This is a genomic window from Bacillus sp. JJ1474, assembly GCF_036965225.1.
Taxonomy (GTDB): Bacteria; Bacillota; Bacilli; order Bacillales; family Cytobacillaceae; genus Cytobacillus.
Genome location: NZ_JBALPC010000192.1, coordinates 1 through 264 on the forward strand (window position 1 = coordinate 1; position 264 = coordinate 264).

The following is a 264-nucleotide window of genomic DNA, read 5'->3' on the forward strand; positions in this document are numbered from 1 at the left end:
TATATAAGCTGTCCGGGGTTTAATTTTTAGAGGTTGTTCATCCTAATGACTGCTGATTGGTTCTTCTCGCCTCCCTTTCCTTTTCAATCCTTTCGATATAAACTCTGCCTTCAAGTTCGATGCTTTCATTTTCTACTCTTCGTTCTTCTCTTCCTGCCTTAATCGCCATATAGGCACTAAGGAGAATCCCAATAGCGATAAAAAAAACCCAAAATGGTATGATCATGACAATCATCTCCCTCCTATTTGTCTAGCTTCAGCGCC

The 264-nt window shown here is 40.5% G+C and carries 1 protein-coding gene; it reads right to left on the reverse strand.

Features of this window, described 5'->3' with window-relative positions; genetic code table 11:
• Nucleotides 1-37 precede the first annotated feature (37 nt).
• Nucleotides 38-226: a sporulation YhaL family protein gene (locus tag V7164_RS20685; RefSeq protein ID WP_335355104.1), complete on the reverse strand. Its 189-nt coding sequence runs from the start codon at nucleotides 224-226 to the stop codon at nucleotides 38-40.
• Nucleotides 227-264: the final 38 nt, after the last annotated feature.